We start from the raw sequence: 16,115 nt of genomic DNA, 5'->3' as shown, positions 1-16,115 counted from the left end.
CGAGGAACCTGCGGTTCTCCCGGGCCATGACCTTGATGCTGGGGATGGCCTGCTCGAAGGCCTCGCCGAGAGCGCGGTCCGGCGGGAAGTTCGTCGCAGGTCCCCCGCTCGATCGCCGGACCCTCCAGCCCGCGCTTCATCCACTCGATGTCGTCCGGCATCTCATCCACTCCTGTTCGACCCATGCGTCGACCCCTGACGGGTTGTCAGGACCGCATCCAAGTCGGCGGCTTCGCAGAGTCGATGGGGTGGTCCGGAGCTGTGCCATATCGGCTGCGGTGCCAGGCCACCTGTTCGGGGGTCATCGAGGACGAGATCTTCTGTACGTCGCCAAGGTGTCTGTTGTCCCCTCGCGCGGGCCGCCCGCGTCGGGCCCAGGTTTCGCGGGTTCGGTAGGTGAGGAGGGACACGTGGGAGGTGGGCTGCCAGTGCAGCGTGTACTCGGGGGCGTTGGAGTCCGGGACCTCCTCGAGGACGGTGCGGCGGTGGGCGAGCAGCCGTTGCAGTTGGTGGAGGCGCAGGTGGCGGTCGAAGCGGCCGTACCGCGCGCTGATCGCCGTGGGAACGGTGCCGGTGGCCCCGGATGCGAGCCGATGCACCTGGACGGTGAAGTGGTGGCCTTCCCAGGGGTGGTCAGGTGATTGCCGGTGCCAGAAGAACTCGACCAGTCCGTAGTCGTGCCACATGGAGTCGGCGTAGACGCTGGACTCCGTGAAGTCGGGGCCGAGGATCGCGGTGACCTCCTCGGGGGTGTGCGTCGGCTTGGCGCCGAGCACCGTGCCGGATGTGATCACGTCCAGGTAGAACGCGAGCGAGTGCGGGGTCAGGTGCCTTCTCCTTGGCTTCGCTGGGGGGCCTGGGGTCGGGGCCGGGTGTTGGAGCGGGTTGCTGCGGATCGTCGTCGTACCCGGGGTGGTGGTGAGGTGGGGGCCGGTGGGGAGATGGTGGCGTTCTCGCCGGGGGGAGGGCAAGTCCTCGCCGGCTCGGCGGGTGGTCGCCGGCCGTGCTCGGAGTGTGCGGTACCTGGCCGGGCAGCGGGGCTCGACGGTGGTGGTTCGGGTTGGGTGGGTGTTGTCGGGTGGGGGTGTCAGAGTTGTGGTGGACGGGGCGGGTTGTCGGGGCCGGGTGGGTTGGGGTGGTTGGGTTGGGTTTGGTGATCGAGAGCCGGCCGTCGGAGTCGGTGTACGTGGAGCGGGTGTGGCGCAGTCGCAGTGAGGGCGCCGGTCGGATGATGTCGGTGGCGACGTCGCACTGGGAGCTGGTGTTCTGGGAGCACCAGGGCCAGGTGCAGGCTGCGGTGCTGGGGCCGGAGGAGAAGGCGTCGTGGGCGCCGGTGCCGGGGGACGCCGCCTTCTTCGGGATCAGCTTCGCGTTGGGCACCTCGATGCCGCACATTCCGGTCAGTTCCCTGGTCGGCGGGAACGCGGAGATCGCTGACGTGACGCGGCGTTCGGTGTGGTTGAAGGGCTCGTCGTGGAGGGTGCCCGACTACGACAACGCCGAGGCGTTCGTCCTCCGGATGGTGCGCGAGGGCATCGTGGATTTGGACCCGGTGGTGCCGGCCGTGCTCGGCGGCGCCCGCCCCGATGTCTCCGACCGCACCCTGCAGCGGCGCTTCTCCGCGGCGACCGGCCTGACCCAGGGTGCCGTGCGCCAGATCGACCGCGCCCGGCAGGCGGCCGTGCTGATCCGGGAAGGGGTCTCGGCGGGGGAGGTCGTGCACCTGCTGGGGTACTTCGATCAGCCGCACCTGGCACGGTCGTTGAAGCGCTATGTCGGGCGGACGGCCACGCAGTTGGGCGTCCGGGACGCGGCGGAGCCGCTGTCGCTTCTGTACAAGACCTCGCCCGCGGTGCCCGCCTAGTGTTCAGGACGTAGCCGGAACGGGGTCCAGCTCCCCTCGCCGAGGGCGGGCTGTGGGCCCCGAGTTCATCGTGGAGGAATCATGCGCAAGGTCGTCTCGGGTCTGTTCGTCTCGCTCGACGGTGTCGCCCAGTCGCCGAACGAGTGGCAGTTCGCGTTCGACGAGGAGATGGGCGCGGCGTTGGCCGGCACGCTGGAGTCGGCCGACACGATCCTGCTGGGCCGGGTGACGTTCACCGAGTGGGCCGGGTACTGGCCGACGGTGACCAGTGGCGAGGACGCCGGCTTCGCCAAGTGGATCAACGACTCGCCCAAGTACGTCGTCTCCTCGACCCTGGACAGCGTCGAGGACTGGGCGAACAGCACCCTGGTCAAGGGCGACCTGGTGGCTGCGGTCAACGAGCTCAAGGCCGGCGAGGGCAAGGACATCACGGTCGCGGGCAGCCCGACGCTGGTGCGCTCGCTGCTGGAGCTGGACCTGCTGGACGAGCTGGTGCTGCTCATTCACCCGGTGGTGGCCGGCGGGGGCCGCAAGCGGCTGTTCGCCGATGACGGCGCGCTGACGAAGCTTCAGCTGGTGAGTGCCCAGCCGACCAGCAGCGGGGTGATCATCGCGACGTACCGCCCCGCGCGCTGAACGGAGCGCCGTGGCGGACCGTGCCGTGGACATGGCCGGTGCGCCACGGCGACCCGTCGGCCCACCAGGCGGTGAGCCCACCGGCCATGAGCCCGGACCACGACGGCAGAGCGGGGGCGGGCCGTTCGGCACCGCGGTGATCGACGACAGCGACGGCAAGAAGATCGGTACCGCCCGCAGCCTCCGCGACCAGGGCGCCGTCGTCGCCAAGGCGCGACACCCACCGACCGTGCGTCCCGGGCGCCTGTTTCGGGCAGCGGACGTTCCCGGCAGCGGGCTCCGGTGCGCCAGGGCGGGGCGGTGGGGCCGGCCGTGCTCCTCAGGCGGTGGTCGCCCTCACCGTGGCCGTGGCCGTGGTTGCGGCGGCCTGTCGGCGGGCGAGGCGGTAGCCGGAATCCGCTGGCGTGTACGGCCGTTGGCCGACCAGACTGGGGCGGAGGTGGAATCGGAAGGGGGACGTGGTGGGTGACCAGCCGGTTGTCGGTCTGTGGTTGAGGGAGCGGACCGACCCGTGGGACTGCGAGCCCTGGCTCCGCGATTTCTGCGGCGTCAGCCCGTCGTGGGGTGAGAAACCGGCTCCGGTGATCCTCGTTCGCGATCCGGCTCCGCTGGGCCTGCCGGGCTTCGACCTGACGGATGTCCACTCAGTGGACTACGGGTGGCCCGAGGCGCCCGATCCCGACGATCTCGTCGACGCCGCGCTCCCGCAGGGCCTCGTGCCGCCGGCCGAGGTGGCGTGGCTGCACGCGGTCGGCCGCGGGCGGGCCAATCAGGTCGTGCTGGGCCACCTGGCGCTGTTCCTCGCGCAACGCCACGACGCGTTGATCGACGTCTGTTACCTGCTCGGGTCGGGTCCCTACGACGACCGGGACGACGAAGCCCAGCTCGCCGACGCCCGGGCCGTGGCCGCCTCGCTGCCCGGAGGTGTCTGGGAAGTCCCGTACCTCACCGAGGACGGCGACACCTGGTACCGGCACGTCTGCGACCGCGAGGCGTTCGCCGCCTGGCTCGACCACCCCGGATTCGAGCTGTACAGCTGATCCGGAGCTCTGGCGCGGCCGCCGCCGCGCCGGCTCGCACGCGCTCACCGACGCGTTCGACAACGCGCGCAACCGCACCCGCCTACGAGCTGCGCCGAGCCGAGCGACAGGCGATGGCGTCGCCGGTACGTGCTGTCGGGTACTCGGGTACGACGAAGCCTCCCCTCGCTGGTGTCAGCAGGGGGAGGCTTCGTCGTCTGTCAGTGCCGACCGTCAGGTCAGATGCTGAGGACCTGGCCGGGCAGGATCATGTCGATGTCGCCACCGATGACCTGGGCGTTGTTGCCGTACAGGGTGGTGAGGTTGACGCCGTGGGCGGCGGCGATGGCGCCGAGGGTGTCGCCGCTCTTGACGGTGTAGCTGCCGCCGGTGCTCTTCTGCACCGGCGCGGCCGGGGTGGTCTTGGTGACGGGCTTGCGCTCGGTGCCGCGCGAGGCTGCCTGGGTGTCGTTCTTGGGCGCGGCCTTGGTGCTCTGGTCGGCCTGCTTGGTGGACTTCACCGGGGCGCTGGTGTCGGTCTGGGCGGGGGTGCCGCCCTTGGTGAGGCCGGCCTTGACGGAGCAGACGGGCCAGGCGCCGGGGCCCTGGGAGGCGAGGACCTTCTCGGCGACGGCGATCTGCTGGCCCTTGGTGGCCTGGTTGGCGGAGGAGGCGTACTGGGTGCCGCCGTAGGCGGCCCAGGTGCTCGGGGTGAACTGCAGGCCGCCGGAGAACCCGTTGCCGGTGTTGATGTTCCAGTTGCCGGTGCTCTCGCACTGGGCGACGGAGTCCCAGGTCGAGGAGGACGCGGCGGAGGCCGAGGTGGCCGTGACGAGGCCCGCAACCGGGAGAGCGGCCACAGCGCCGCCCATCAGGACCATCCGCAGGCGGTTGCGCTTGGCGGAGGTGGTGGTGGCGGTGGTCTCGTGACGGAAGGTCATGCAGATCCTCTCGGAAAACCCCAGGCGGACGGCACGGAGCGGGCCCGAACAGTGGGCGGTGCTCCGAGATGTCTCACGCAGCGGGCGGCCTCTCACACGTGGGACGTGGTCTGCCGCCCCGGTCACCTTCGCCGCGTGTCGCCCGGCCGCCTCAAGGGGCGGGGGCCGCGGGTGGTGAACCCGGGAAGTGCGCTGTGCACTGGTTACGAAGCTACGAGCCACCGGGGCCTGGGACAAGCATTTCAGCGAAAAGCCAGCTCAGAGCAGCGTTACCGAAGGTACGGCCGAGCCCGCACCCCCGATTCCAAGGGCCCGCCGGACCCACCGCAAGATCCATCCGGGCCCCGATGTGGCCCCCGTCACCCCATGCGGGCGGTGACGGCGAGCACATCATCGACCCACCGCGAGGACACGGCCACGTACGGTCGGATTCGGCGGCGGAACGCGGTGGCCCCCGTCACAGCCGTCTCACGGCGCGGGCTCACAGCACCGGCTGGATGTCCCCCGTGGTGACGGTGTGCCCGGTGCCGCGGGTGGTCAGGTCGCCGGGGGGGATGCCGGGGTGGTGGCGGGTGTCGTCGGAGGAGGCGGGGGAGGGGTCGGCGAGGGCGATGCGGGAGACGATGCGGTAGCGGTCGCCGCGGTAGAGGGAGTGGACGTATTCGACCGGGCGGCCGGTGTCGTCGGTGGTGAGGCGTTCGAAGCGCAGGGCGGGGGAGAGGGCCGGGACGGAGAGCACGCGGGCTTCGCGGTCGCTGACCACGGTCGGTTCGATGGCCTGGACGGCTTCGCGGACGCGGACCCCGTGGGCGGCGAGGAGTTCGTAGAAGTCCCCGCTCTCCAGGGCGGCGGGGGAGAGGCCGGGGGCCAGGTCGGCGGGGATGTGGAGGTGTTCGATCGCCATCGGCTCGCCGTCCACCAGGCGCAGGAGCGCGATCTGGAGGATCTCGGCGGCGGGGGAGAGGCGCAGTTTCCGGGCGATCGCGGCGCCGGCCGGCAGCGTGGCGAACTCGAGGACCTGGCTGGTCCAGGTGCCGGAGGGGCGGGGGACGCTGAAGGACGGGGCGCTGCCGCCGGCGGGGGTCAGCTCCTGGACGATCTTGGCGAGGGCGACGAACATGCCCCGGCCGTGCTCCCTGGTCAGCAGGCCCTCGGCGACCAGTTCGTCGACGGCTGCCCGCAGGGTCGGGCGGGAGACGCCGAGTTGGGCGCAGAGGGTGCGTTCGGAGGGGATCGGGTCGCCGGGGGCCAGCGACTCGGCAAGTTCGCGTAGGTACTCCCGGACGTTTTCCCTCTTCAATCCCGTGCCTGTGGCCATCGCGGATCCCGTCCTTCATCGGTGCGTCACTGACTGGTCAGACCATACCAGACCAGTTCGCCGAGGTGACCAGTTACCGAAGGGTCTCCCCGGAGGGGCCAGGAGCTGGATCTTTCCGCAGTTGAAGGCCGCCTGTGGGCCGAAACGGAGGTCTTGACGGAGTGTCGGGGCTGTGCGACCTTCTCATACCACCGGCCAGACCAGTTGGTCCGACTGGTAAAGAAACGTCGAGAGTGGTCACTCCAGCAGACCGCTCTCACTCCTCCCCCAAGGCGGCACCAACGTGAGACCCACCGCTCTTCCGACCACCCTGCGCTCCGCGGTCGCCCTCCTGCTCGGCACGGCCACCCTGGTCGGCTGTTCCTCCTCTGGCTCCGACGGCGGCTCCACGGCGGCGACGCCGTCGAAGCTGACCGTTTGGATCATGCGGGACAGCGTGACCGACGGCTTCCTCCAGCGGTTCAAGGCCGACTTCGAGGCGGGCCACGCGGGCACCACCCTGGACGTCCAGATCCAGGAGTGGGACGGCATCGGCCAGAAGATCACCAGTGCGCTGGCCAGCAAGGACGCGCCGGACGTCATCGAGGTCGGCAACACCCAGGTCGCCCAGTACGCGGCCAGCGGCGGCGTCAAGGACCTCAGCGACAAGACCGCCGACCTCAGGGGCGCCGACTGGATCCCCGGTCTCGCCGAGCCAGGCAAGATCGACGGCAAGCAGTACGGCATCCCGTGGTACGCGGCCAACCGGGTCGTCATCTACAACAAGGACCTTTTCGCCCAGGCCGGGATCACCACCCCGCCGAAGACCCGCGAGGAGTGGATCGCCGACACCACCAAGCTCAACTCCGTTGGGAACGACGGCATCTACCTCTCCGGCCAGACCTGGTACGCGCTGGCCGGCTTCATCTGGGACGAGGGCGGCGACCTCGCCGTCAAGGGCGCGGACGGCAAGTGGGCCGGCGCGCTGGACACCCCGCAGGCCAAGGCCGGCCTGGCGTTCTACCAGCAGCTCCAGGCGCTCGGCAGCGGCCCCAAGGACTCCGACGAGGCCAAGCCGCTGCAGGCCGAGGTCTTCGCCAAGGGCAAGAGCGCGCAGGTCATCTCCACCCCCGGCGGCGCCGCGGCCATCCTCAAGGCCAACCCGGCGCTCAAGGACAAGCTCGGCTTCTTCCCGATCCCCGGCAAGACCGCCGCCAAGCCCGGCGCGGTCTTCACCGGCGGCTCCGACCTGGTCATCCCCGAGTCCTCCCGGCACCAGGACGCGGCGTACGAAGTGGTCAAGGCGCTGGCCGGTGACAAGTGGCAGACCGACATGGCCAAGGAGATGAGCTACGTCCCGAACCGGACCTCGCTCGCCACCGCCCTGGCCGGCAACGAGGGCGCCTCGGCGATGGCCGCCGGCGCCGTCAACGGGCACGCCACCCCCAACTCCCCCAACTGGGCGGCGGTCGAGGCGAACAACCCGATCAAGCAGTACATGACCCAGGTGCTCACCGGCGCCGACCCGGCCACGGCGGGCAAGGCCGCCTCCGAGGCCGTCACCAAGGCCCTCAACAGCTCCAACTGACCCCCGCAGAGCACTCCGAGAACGGGAGTCACGCCGTGCTCACCGCACCCGAGGCCGTACCCGCGGCCGCACCCCCGCCCGCCCAGGTCACGCCGCCGCCGCGCACCCGCGGGAGGCGCGGGGCACTCGCCGCGGCCTGGCCGTACCTGCTGATCGCCCCGACGCTGGTGGGCACGGCGTTCCTGCTGCTCTACCCGCTGGTCCGGAACCTCCTGATGTCGTTCCAGCACTTCAGGATGGCCGAACTCATCCACGGCGGAGCCGAGTTCGTCGGCCTCGCCAACTACACCCAGGTGCTGGCCGACCCGGACTTCTGGACGGTGGTGCGCCGCACCCTGGGGTGGACGGCGCTCAACACCGCGATCATCATGCTGTTCGGCACCCTGATCGCCCTGATGCTGGCCAGGCTCGGCCGGCGGATGCGCCTCGCGGTGATGAGCGGCCTCGTCCTCACCTGGGCCACCCCGGTCATCGCCGCCACCACCATCTTCCAGTGGCTCTTCCAGTCCCGCTTCGGAGTGGTCAACTGGTCACTCGACGCCCTCGGGTTCCACGGCTTCCGCGACTACGCCTGGTTCGCCCACGGCGGCTCGACCTACGCGATCCTGGTCGGGCTCATCGTCTGGCAGTCCGTGCCGTTCGCCGCCCTCACCCTGTACGGCGGCCTCACCACCATCCCCGCCGAGCTGTACGAGGCGGCCCGGCTCGACGGCGCCGGATCCTGGCAGACCTTCCGCCTCGTCACCTTCCCCGTCCTGCGGCCGCTGTTCGCCCTGGTCACCTCGCTGGAGGTGATCTGGTGCTTCAAGTGCTTCGCCCAGATCTGGGTGATCAGCCAGGGCGGCCCGTCGAACGCGACCACCACGCTGCCGGTCTACGCCTTCCAGATCGCCCAGTCCCTGCACAAGTACGACCTCGGCTCGGCCGTGTCCACGCTCACCGTCCTCATCCTCGCCGGCGCCCTGGTCTTCAACCTGCGCCGGATGTTCCGCCAGGAAGGAGAGGCGCTGTGAACGCCCTGGCCGCCCGCCGCACCCTGCGCCGGATCCCGCTCAACGCCGCCGCCCTGGCCGTCCTCGCCGTCTCGGCGTTCCCGGTCTACTGGATGGCGATCACCGCCCTCAAGCCCACCGCCGACATCCAGGCCGACACCCCCTCCTTCCTCCCGCTGCACCCCACCCTCGACCACTTCCGCACCGCGGTGGACGCGGACGGCTTCGGCACCTTCTGGCGCAACAGCCTGATGGTCACCGGCGGGGCCGTGCTGCTCTCCCTGGTGGTGGCGCTGCTCGCGGCCTTCGCGGTCGGCCGGATGCGCTGGCGCGGCCGGCGGGCGTTCATCCTGATGGTGTTCATCGCCCAGATGGCGCCCTGGGAGGCGCTGCTGATCCCGATGTACGTGATCGCCCGGGACACCGACCTGCTCGACAGCCTGTCGATGCTGACGCTGGTCTACTTCATGACCACCCTGCCGTTCACCATCGTCACGCTGCGCGGGTTCCTCGCCGCCATCCCGGTCGAACTGGAGGAGTCCGCCCAGGTGGACGGCTGCAGCCGGGCCGGGGCGTTCCGCCGGGTGACGCTGCCGCTGCTCGCCCCCGGCCTGCTCTCCACCTCGCTGTTCGGCTTCATCACGGCCTGGAACGAGTTCGCGTTCGCCAACACCCTGATCATCAAGAACCAGGACGCCCGCACCCTCCCGGTCTGGCTCTCCTCCTTCGCCAACGTGTTCGGCACCGACTGGGGCGCCACGATGGCCGCCTCCTCGCTCTTCATGCTCCCCGTCCTGCTGGTCTTCCTCGTCCTGCAGAACAAGGTCACCTCCGGCATGACCGCCGGCGCCGTCAAGGGCTGAGCCCGGCCCCCTGACGCTCCGTCAAGCCCTGCCGCCCACCCGCCACCTACCCCGGAAGAAGAAGATCCTCCCCGTGATCCTCCCGACCCCGGTCGACCTCGTCCGCACCGCCGGACGGTTCACCTTCACCGAGCGGACCACCGTCCGTGCGGACGGCGACGCCGCTCAAGTCGCCGACCTGCTGCGCACGTTGCTCGGCCCCGCCACCGGGCTGCCGCTCGCCCCCGGTGCGGCCGGAACGGTCGTGCTGACCCTCGACCCCGCCGAGCGGAAGCTCGGGGACGAGGGGTACCGGCTGACCGTCGACCCGTTCCAGGTGACCCTGCACGCCGCCCGGCCCGCCGGCCTGCGACACGCCGTCCAGACCCTGCGACTGCTGCTGCCCCCCGAGGCACTGTCACCGCGGCCCGTGCCCGGCGTCGTGTGGAGCCTGCCCGCCGTCCGGATCACCGACCGGCCCCGGCACCCCTGGCGCGGGTTCATGGTCGACACCGCCCGGCACTTCCAGCCGCTGGAGCGCCTGCTCGCCACCGTCGACCGGATCGCGCTGCACAAGCTCAACGTGCTGCACCTGCACCTCACCGACGACCAGGGCTGGCGGCTGCCGGTGGACGCCTACCCCCGCCTCACCGAGATCGGCTCCCGCCGCGCCCGCAGCATGGTCGGCCACGCGGGCTCCGCCCGCTACGACGACCTGCCCCACCAGGGCGCCTACACCAAGGCCGAACTGCGCCACCTGGTCGCGTACGCCGCCGAACGGGGCGTCACCGTCGTCCCCGAGATCGACATGCCCGGCCACACCCGGGCCGCGCTGGCCGCCTACCCGCACCTGGGCAACCACCCCGAGCGGCAGCTCGACGTGTGGACCGAGTGGGGGGTGTGCGAGACGGTGCTCGGCGTGCACGAGGAGGTGTTCGCGTTCTGCCGCGCGGTCCTGGACGAGACGATGGAGCTGTTCCCGTCCCGGTACGTGCACCTGGGCGGCGACGAGTGCCCCACCGTCGAGTGGGAGCGCAGCCCCGCCGCCCGTCGCACCGCCGCCGAGCTCGGCCTCGCCGAACCCGCCCACCTGCGCGGCTGGTTCCTCGGCCGGGTCGGCCGCCACCTGCTGGACGCCGGACGGATCCCGATGTGCTGGGCCGAGGCCGACGGCTCCACGCTCCCCGTCGAGTTCACCGTGATGCCCTGGCGGGACGCCGAGCACGGCCGGGAGGCCGCCCGGCTGGGCCACGACGTCGTGATGGCCCCGCACCGCTCCACCTACCTCGACTACCCCCAGAGCGCCAGCCCCGACGAGCCGCTCGGCCAGGCCGGCCTCGTGGTCGACCTGCCCACCGCGCACGGCCACCTCGCCCCCACCGACCACTGGGAGCAGGACGAGCGCGCCAGGGTGCTCGGCAGCCAGGCCGCGCTGTGGACCGAGTTCGTCACCACCGCCGAACACGTGGACTACCTCACCTACCCGCGCCTGTGCGCCATCGCCGACCACGCCTGGAACCCCGCGAGCGACTACGCCGAGGACTTCCTGCCCGCACTCGCCCGGCACCGCCCCCACCTGGCCGCGATCGGGGTCCACGCCGGGCGGCCCTGACGGCCCCTCAGGCCCCGCCTCCTGGGCCCTCAGGCCCCGCCCCCTGGCCCCTTAGCCCCGTCCCCCGGGCCAGGCCCCCCACAGACCCGGCCGACGGCCCACCGCCGACGGCCGCCCGCGGCGCGCGGACCACCTCCGCCGCCGCACCCCGCACGTGCACCACCGGAACGTCCTACTGCCCCGCCCCGAGCGGAGCCTCCCCCCACGGAAGGAACCACCGTGTCCGCACGTCCCCGCCCGATCAGCCGCCGCGCCCGGCTCGCCGCAGCCGCCGCCGTGGCCGCCGCCGGTCTGGCCGTCAGCGCGCTGACCGTCGTCCCGGCCTCCGCCGCCGACAAGTTCTCCGTCCAGTACCGCACCAGCGCCTCCGGCGCCACGGCCGACCAGACCGAGCCGTGGCTGCAGGTGACCAACACCGGCACCAGCACCGTCGCGCTCAACCGGATCACCCTGCGCTACTACTTCAAGTCCGACGGCCCGTCGGTCACCTACCGCTTCGCCTGCTCCTGGGCGGTCAAGGGCTGCGCCAACATCACCGGTACCTTCGGCACCCTGGCCAACCCCACCGCCACCGCCGACCGCTACCTGGAGATCGGCTTCACCGCCGGCGCCGGCTCGCTCGCCCCCGGGCAGTCCACCGGCGACATGCAGCTGCGGTTCTACCGGGCCGACTGGCAGACCCTCACCCAGTCCGACGACTACTCCTTCTCCAACTCCCAGAGCAGCTACGCGGACTGGCAGAAGGTCACCCTGCAGGAGGACGGCGCACTGATCTGGGGCACCGCCCCGGCCGGCAACAACCCCTCGCCGTCCGCCAGCCCCAGCCCCTCCCCGACCGGCTCCACCAGCACCCCGCCGGTCGACCCCAACGCACCCGCCCTGTTCGACGACTTCTCGTACAACACCAGCGCCGACGCGGCCATCCAGCAGCACGGCTGGACCGTCAAGTCCGGCCAGGGCGGCCCCGGCGTCCCCGGCGCGACCTGGTCCCCGGCCGACGTCACCTTCCCGACGGTGGGCGGCGGCAAGGTGCTCAACCTGCGCCTGACCACCGACGGCACCGCGGCGGGCACCAAGGAGACCGAGATCCAGACCACCGCGCGGAAGTTCAAGAACGGTACCTACGCGGCCCGGGTCAAGTTCGCCGACGCGCCCGTCAGCGGCCCCGACGGCGACCACGTCAACCAGACCTTCTTCGCCTTCACCCCGCTCAACGCCCCGATGGACCCCAACTACAGCGAGCAGGACTTCGAGTACCTGCCCAACGGCGGCTGGGGCGAGCAGGGCAACATCATGTACGAGACCACCTGGGAGACCTACAACCCCGACCCGTGGAACGCCGTCAACGCGCACGGCGAGCAGCGCCAGTCCTACGACGGCTGGCACCTGCTGCAGTTCACCATCGACAACAACAGCGTCACCTACTACATCGACGGCCAGCAGACCGCCTCGCACGGCGAGCCCTACCTGCCCGAGACCCCGCAGTTCATCGACTTCAACCACTGGCTGATCGACCTCAACGGCCAGACCTCCTCGACCCCGCGCTCCTACGACCAGCAGGTCGACTACGTGTACTTCGTCAAGGACCAGGTCCTCACCCCCGCCCAGGTCGCCGCGAACGTCGCCGCGCTGCGCTCCGCCGGCACGACGTTCAAGGACACCGTGAGCTGACCTGGCGTCAGTAGGGGGTGGCGACCGTGCCCCGGGTCCGCTCGGACCCGGGGCACCGTTGCGTGCCGGGACCTCGGGCGCGGTTGTGGTGGGGGAGCGTCAGTCGAGCAGGTGCCATTCGCGGGGGAGGTCGGCGGTGAGGAGGCCGCTGACCTCGGCGGGCGGGAAGTCGGGCCAGCTCCGGGTGGTCTCGTGGCGGCGGTTGAGGCGTCGGTCGAGGAAGCGCTGCGCCTGCCTGAGTGCCTCGGCGGCCCGCTCGGTGCCGATCCGTCCGTCTGCCAGGGCGTCGGCGAAGTCGTCGAGGTCCAGGAGGCGGTAGGGGTGGTCGGGCGGGCCGACGACGACGTCGATCCACAGGTCCGCGGTCCGCAGCAGACGCTGCCCGGGACCGTCCCACTCCACACTGACCAGGTCGCAGTACCACCAGCCGCGCTGCTGGGGCGGGAAGGTCACCGGCTGGTTGATCTGCACGGACTCCTCCAGCAGCACGAAGGTGCGCTGGACGTGGTCGGTGCCCGCCTCGTGGAAGCCCCAGTCGTAGGCGACGATGTTGCCGCGGCGGATCCCCACCGCTGACAGTGCCTCGTTGTGCAGGACGCTCACCCGCTCCTCGGAAGTCACGGGGCACCGTACCAACGCCCGGCGTCGGGCGTTGGGCGTTGGTGTCGGCGTCGGCTCAGGGGCGGGTGGTGAGCCGGGCGAGCGCGGCGTCGTGGCGGGCGCGGACCTCGGTGTCCGGGGCGGCCCGCAGGAGTGCGCCGAGCGCCCGGACGGCGCCGTCGTCGTAGCCGGCGGCTTCGGCCTCCCGCGCCGCGAGGTCGAGCTGGGCGATGCCGTCGTCGCGGTGGCCGAGCCCGAGCAGTGCCTCGCCCTTGATGGTGAGCAGCAGGAGGTGGGGGATGTCCGTGGTGGCGGGGCGGTCGTCGAAGGCGAGCGCCCGGTCGGCGGTGGTCAGGGCCTCGTGCCAGTGTCCGGCGTCGGCCCGGTGGCGGGCGAGGTGTTGGAGGGCGAGGCGTTCCATCCGCGGGTCGCCACTCGCGCGCGTCAGCTCGACCGCGCGTTCGCAGCCGCGCGCGGCCTCGTCGAGATCGCCGAGGGTGGCGTGGGCGATGGCGAGCACGAGGAGGGCGTTGGCCTCGGCGAAGGCGTCGTCGGCGGAGGCGGCGAGCGCGGCGGCGGCCGTGAGGTGGACGAGGGCCTCCGGAGTGCGGCCCTCCTCGGTGAGGACCCAGCCCAGCACGTTGAGCACCCGGGCCTCGCCGTGCCGGTCGGCGTCGGCCCGGGCGGCGGCCAGCGCGGTCTCCAGGAGGGGCACCCAGCCGTCGCGCACGCGCCACACGATCAGCGGCCACATCGACATGACCAGCCGCCAGGTCCGCCCGTGCAGTGCGGCGCCGTGCGCGGCGGCGACGGACAGGACGAGGTTGTCGCGCTCGGCGGCGTACCAGGCCACCGCGGCGGACCGGTCGCCGAACTCGCGCACCGCGGCCGGGTGGTGGAAGCCGGCCGGGAGCGGGAAGCAGTCCTCGGCACCTGGCTCGGCGGCCGCCACCGCCGCGGTGGCGGTGGCGGTGTAGTGGTCGAGCAGGCGGGTGAGGGCGCCGGCGTGGGCGTCGAGGCCGCGGGCGTGCAGCCGGACCAGGTCGTGCATCTGCCAGCGGCCGGGCGCGGTCTCGGTGAGCAGGTGCGCGGCGGCCAGGCGCTCCAGGGCGGTCTCGGCGGTGGCGGGGTCGGTGGCGACCAGCGCGGCTGCCGCGTACCGGTCGAGGTGGGTGCCGGGGTGGCGGCCGAGGTGGGCGAACAAGTCGCGGACGGGCTGCGGGAGTTGGCGCAGGGTCAGGTTCAGCGCGGCGCGGACGCCGGTGTCCTCCAGATCCAGCAGGCCCAGGCGGCGGGTGTGGTCGGACAGTTCGTCGGCCATCGTGGCCAGGGTCCAGTCGGGCCGCTGCGCCAGGCGGGCAGCCGTGACCCGCAGGGCCAGCGGGAGGCCGCCGCACAGCTCGGCCAGGCGCAGCGCGGCGGCCGGCTCGGCGTCGACCCGCTCGGCGCCCAGGATCCGGGCCAGGAGCGCGGTGGCGTCCTGGGGTCCCAGGACGTCGAGGGCGACGGGCCGGGCGGTGTCGCTGACGATCAGTGCGCCCAGGCGGTGGCGGCTGGTGACGACGGTGACGCAGCGGTCGCCGCCGGGCAGCAGCGCCCTGGCCTGGTCGGCGTCGCGGACGTTGTCCAGGACGACCAGGAGCTGGCGGTCGGCGGCCAGCGAGCGAAACAGCGCGCCCGCGCCGTTCTCCGACTCCGGTATCTGCTCGCGGGGCACGCCGAGGGCGAGCAGGAACTCGCGCAGCACCTCGAGGGCGGCCACCTCGCCCGTGTCGCTGAAGCCGCGCAGGTCGGCGTACAGGCGCCCGTCCGCCAGGCCGGCGGGGTCGTGGTGGGCCCAGTGCAGGACGAGGGCGCTCTTGCCGACCCCGGCGGGCCCGACGACCAGGCACACCGGCGCCTCGCCGGCCGTGGCCCGGGTCAGCGCGGCCAGCTCCGCGCCCCGGCCGTGGAAGCCGCGCGGTGCGCGCGGCAGCAGATCGGGCACGGCCGTCCTCGGAGGGAGACCGGCCACGGCGGTCGGCGTCGTGGCGGGCGTGCTTGGGGCAGGCGTGCTCGGGGTGGCCGCGCTCGGGGCGGGCGTGCTCGGGGTGGCCTCGGAGGTGGCGTCCGCGCTCGTGCTGGTGGGGGGCGTGGCGTCCGCGGTCGGGATGATGCCCGCCGGGGTGTTGCCTGCCGGGGCGTCGTGCCGCGCGCGTGCCGGGCGGGGTCGGCCCAGGCTCGCGGCCTCCTCCAGCTCCCGGGCGCCGGCCGCGTCCAGGCCCAGGGCCTTCGCCAGGGCCTGGACGGTGCGGCGCTGCGGTCCGCGGGAGCGGCCCTGCTCCAGGTAGGACAGGGTGCGCACGCTCACTCCCGCCGCGTGCGCCAGCTCCTCCTGGCTGAGCCCCGCACCACGGCGCAGCGCGTGCAACCGCGTGCCGAAGGAGCGGACGGCGGGTGTGGTGGAGGCCATGCCGATGATCTTTCCGTGCTCGAGGTGGCCCCGCCCGATGCCGAACCCCAACCCGCAAAAGTATGCGGTACCTACTTCTGCGGGCGAAATTGCATGGTCCGGGCCCGCCGGGCCGGGTTGGAATCGAAGCCTGAGGACGAACGCCCCGCAGCCACTCGCGGACACCCGGAGCCACCCGGAGACCTGCGCGCGCCGACGGGCCGTCCGTCCTCGCAGTCCCTCCCGCGCGAGCTCCTGCCCCGGCAGCGGCAGCGGCTCCCGCGGGGTCCTCGCCGTGCGGCCCGCACCCGTGCGCACGACACCCTCGGGAGAACCACCCCATGCACGTACCCGTGACGCCCACCGGGCGCCGAGCCGTCCCCCCGGCCCGCGAGGTTGCCGCCCTCTCCAGCTCGCGGGACTGAATCCCGAGGCCCGGCCCGCCACCGCGGGCTCGACCACCACCGTCACCACGCAGTCCGCACCACGTCACACAGCCACACCCCGGGGGCCGAGAAGTGCGCAATGAAGCCGAGTTCGTCAGTTTCGCGGAGGGCAGCACGCTGCGCCTGCGCCAGCTGGCCTACCTGATGTGCCGCGACTGGCACCTCGCCCAGGACCT

The 16,115-nt window shown here is 72.3% G+C and carries 13 protein-coding genes; 8 read left to right on the top strand and 5 right to left on the bottom strand.

The window, feature by feature from the left end; genetic code table 11:
- Positions 1-206 precede the first annotated feature (206 nt).
- Complete coding sequence (locus ACWCYY_RS39625; RefSeq protein WP_449798843.1) at positions 207-794, bottom strand: hypothetical protein; 588 nt, start codon at positions 792-794, stop codon at positions 207-209.
- Positions 795-1,153: 359 nt separating this feature from the next.
- Here ACWCYY_RS39625 and ACWCYY_RS39620 point away from each other — a divergent pair, with 359 nt between their 5' ends.
- The 3 genes from ACWCYY_RS39620 to ACWCYY_RS39610 all read left to right on the top strand — a co-directional run bounded on the left by ACWCYY_RS39620 (position 1,154) and on the right by ACWCYY_RS39610 (position 3,540).
- The gene (locus tag ACWCYY_RS39620; RefSeq protein ID WP_345284598.1) at positions 1,154-1,864 is read left to right on the top strand and encodes a helix-turn-helix domain-containing protein; all 711 of its coding nucleotides are present in this window, start codon (positions 1,154-1,156) and stop codon (positions 1,862-1,864) included.
- Between the two features lie 81 nt (positions 1,865-1,945).
- Complete coding sequence (locus ACWCYY_RS39615; RefSeq protein ID WP_449798842.1) at positions 1,946-2,500, top strand: dihydrofolate reductase family protein; 555 nt, start codon at positions 1,946-1,948, stop codon at positions 2,498-2,500.
- A 461-nt stretch (positions 2,501-2,961) separates the two neighbouring features.
- On the top strand, positions 2,962-3,540 hold the full coding sequence (locus tag ACWCYY_RS39610) for a DUF6368 family protein (RefSeq protein WP_449798841.1): 579 nt from the start codon (positions 2,962-2,964) through the stop codon (positions 3,538-3,540).
- A gap of 218 nt (positions 3,541-3,758) precedes the next feature.
- On the opposite strand, the gene ACWCYY_RS39605 is transcribed toward ACWCYY_RS39610, so the two are convergent.
- On the bottom strand, positions 3,759-4,460 hold the full coding sequence (locus tag ACWCYY_RS39605; RefSeq protein ID WP_449798840.1) for a transglycosylase family protein: 702 nt from the start codon (positions 4,458-4,460) through the stop codon (positions 3,759-3,761).
- A gap of 481 nt (positions 4,461-4,941) precedes the next feature.
- Positions 4,942-5,778 (bottom strand): GntR family transcriptional regulator, encoded by an 837-nt coding sequence (locus tag ACWCYY_RS39600; RefSeq protein WP_380150229.1) that lies wholly within the window; start codon positions 5,776-5,778, stop codon positions 4,942-4,944.
- A 283-nt stretch (positions 5,779-6,061) separates the two neighbouring features.
- Between ACWCYY_RS39600 and ACWCYY_RS39595 the strand changes: the two genes are divergently transcribed.
- The 5 genes from ACWCYY_RS39595 (at position 6,062) to ACWCYY_RS39575 (ending at position 12,462) form a co-directional block, all read left to right on the top strand.
- A complete protein-coding gene (locus ACWCYY_RS39595) occupies positions 6,062-7,345 on the top strand; it encodes an extracellular solute-binding protein (protein WP_449798839.1) in 1,284 nt (427 codons plus the stop codon).
- Positions 7,346-7,380: 35 nt separating this feature from the next.
- On the top strand, positions 7,381-8,358 hold the full coding sequence (locus ACWCYY_RS39590) for a carbohydrate ABC transporter permease (protein WP_449798838.1): 978 nt from the start codon (positions 7,381-7,383) through the stop codon (positions 8,356-8,358).
- Complete coding sequence (locus ACWCYY_RS39585; RefSeq protein WP_449798837.1) at positions 8,355-9,200, top strand: carbohydrate ABC transporter permease; 846 nt, start codon at positions 8,355-8,357, stop codon at positions 9,198-9,200. Before ACWCYY_RS39590 ends, ACWCYY_RS39585 begins: the two co-directional genes overlap by 4 nt.
- Positions 9,201-9,273: 73 nt before the next feature.
- Complete coding sequence (locus ACWCYY_RS39580; RefSeq protein WP_449798836.1) at positions 9,274-10,791, top strand: beta-N-acetylhexosaminidase; 1,518 nt, start codon at positions 9,274-9,276, stop codon at positions 10,789-10,791.
- 219 nt (positions 10,792-11,010) lie between these two features.
- Positions 11,011-12,462 (top strand): cellulose binding domain-containing protein, encoded by a 1,452-nt coding sequence (locus ACWCYY_RS39575; protein WP_380150224.1) that lies wholly within the window; start codon positions 11,011-11,013, stop codon positions 12,460-12,462.
- Between the two features lie 99 nt (positions 12,463-12,561).
- Here the strand turns inward: ACWCYY_RS39575 and ACWCYY_RS39570 are convergent, their stop codons facing one another.
- The gene (locus ACWCYY_RS39570; protein WP_380150223.1) at positions 12,562-13,083 is read right to left on the bottom strand and encodes a DUF402 domain-containing protein; all 522 of its coding nucleotides are present in this window, start codon (positions 13,081-13,083) and stop codon (positions 12,562-12,564) included.
- Between the two features lie 55 nt (positions 13,084-13,138).
- The gene (locus tag ACWCYY_RS39565; RefSeq protein WP_449798835.1) at positions 13,139-15,514 is read right to left on the bottom strand and encodes an ATP-binding protein; all 2,376 of its coding nucleotides are present in this window, start codon (positions 15,512-15,514) and stop codon (positions 13,139-13,141) included.
- Positions 15,515-16,115: the final 601 nt, after the last annotated feature.

Source organism: Kitasatospora sp. NPDC001664 (assembly GCF_053596675.1).
The sequence above is the reverse complement of the archived record's forward strand: the minus strand, read 5'-3'. Positions and strand labels throughout refer to the sequence as shown.